General features: G+C 72.8%; 2 protein-coding genes. Both read left to right on the top strand.

The features are described from left to right. Positions 1-866: 3-dehydroquinate synthase (gene aroB / locus ACFW1A_RS40480; protein ID WP_380418740.1), on the top strand; the 866-nt coding region annotated here is incomplete at its 5' end. Continuing rightward, positions 863-1318 (top strand): type II 3-dehydroquinate dehydratase, encoded by a 456-nt coding sequence (gene aroQ, locus ACFW1A_RS40475; protein ID WP_380418738.1) that lies wholly within the window; start codon positions 863-865, stop codon positions 1316-1318. The genes aroB and aroQ, both read left to right, overlap by 4 nt. Positions 1319-1462: the final 144 nt, after the last annotated feature.

Genomic DNA, 1462 nt, shown 5'->3' with positions numbered 1-1462 from the left:
AGGAGGCCAAGAGCGCCGAGGTGGCCGCGTTCTGCTGGTCCGCGCTGGGCCAGACCGGCTTCACCCGCACCGACGTGGTCGTCGGCCTGGGCGGCGGGGCGACCACCGACCTGGCCGGGTTCGTCGCCGCCACCTGGCTGCGCGGGGTGCGCTGGATCTCCATCCCGACCACCCTGCTGGGCATGGTGGACGCGGCGGTCGGCGGCAAGACCGGCATCAACATCGCCGAGGGCAAGAACATGGTCGGCGCGTTCCACCCGCCGGTGGGCGTGCTGGCCGACCTGGCCACCCTGGAGACCGTGCCCACGCACGACTACGTCTCGGGCCTGGCCGAGGTGATCAAGTGCGGCTTCATCGCCGACCCGGTGATCCTGGACCTGGTCGAGGCCGACCCGGAGGGCGCCAGGACCCCCGCCGGGCCGCACACCGTGGAGCTCATCCAGCGGGCCATCCAGGTCAAGGCCGATGTGGTCTCCGGCGACCTCAAGGAGTCCGGCCGCCGCGAGATCCTCAACTACGGCCACACCCTGGCGCACGCGATCGAGCGCAACGAGCGGTACAAGTGGCGGCACGGCGCGGCGGTCTCGGTGGGCATGGTGTTCGCCGCGGAGCTCGGCCGGCTGGCCGGGCGGCTGGACGACGCGACCGCGGACCGGCACCGCACCGTGCTGGCCTCGGTCGGCCTGCCGCTGACCTACCGCGCCGACGCCTGGCCGAAGCTGCTGGACGCGATGAAGATCGACAAGAAGTCGCGCGGGGACCTGCTCCGGTTCATCGTGCTGGACGGGCTGGCCAGGACCTCGGTGCTGGAGGGCCCGGACCCGTCGCTGCTGGTGGCGGCGTACGCGGAGGTGTCGGCGTCGTGAGCCGCGCCTTCGGTCAGCGCGTCCTGGTGCTGAACGGTCCCAACCTCGGGCGCCTGGGCAGCCGGGAGCCGGACGTCTACGGCGCCACCTCCTACGCCGGGCTGGTCGAGCGGTGCACCGCCCTCGGCAAGGAGCTCGGCTTCGAGGTGGAGGTCAAGGAGACCAACTCCGAGCAGCAGATGATCGAGTGGCTGCACTGGGCGGCGGACGAGCGGACCCCGGTGGTGATCAACCCCGGGGCCTTCACCCACTACTCGTACGCCATGCGGGACGCGGCCGCCCAGCGCACCGCGCCGCTGATCGAGGTGCACATCTCCAACCCGTACGCGCGCGAGGAGTTCCGGCACACCTCGGTGATCGCCTCGATCGCCTCGGGGACCATCGCGGGGTTCGGGATCGGTTCCTACGAGCTGGCGCTGCGCGCCCTCGCGGAGCAGCTCACCGGGCGCTGACCCGGGACAATGCCGGCGGCGGCCCGGTGGCGGGCTGGGCTCGCCGCCGGGCCGTCGGGTAGTGTCCCCGGCGGGAGGTGTGACCGTGACACAGCAGTACGCCGGGGGAGTACCCCCACGTCCGCCGGTGCCGCCGCCCGCCCC

It is taken from the genome of Kitasatospora sp. NPDC058965 (genome assembly GCF_042741245.1).
Classification (GTDB): domain Bacteria; phylum Actinomycetota; class Actinomycetes; order Streptomycetales; family Streptomycetaceae; genus Kitasatospora.
The sequence above is the reverse complement of the archived record's forward strand: the minus strand, read 5'-3'. Positions and strand labels throughout refer to the sequence as shown.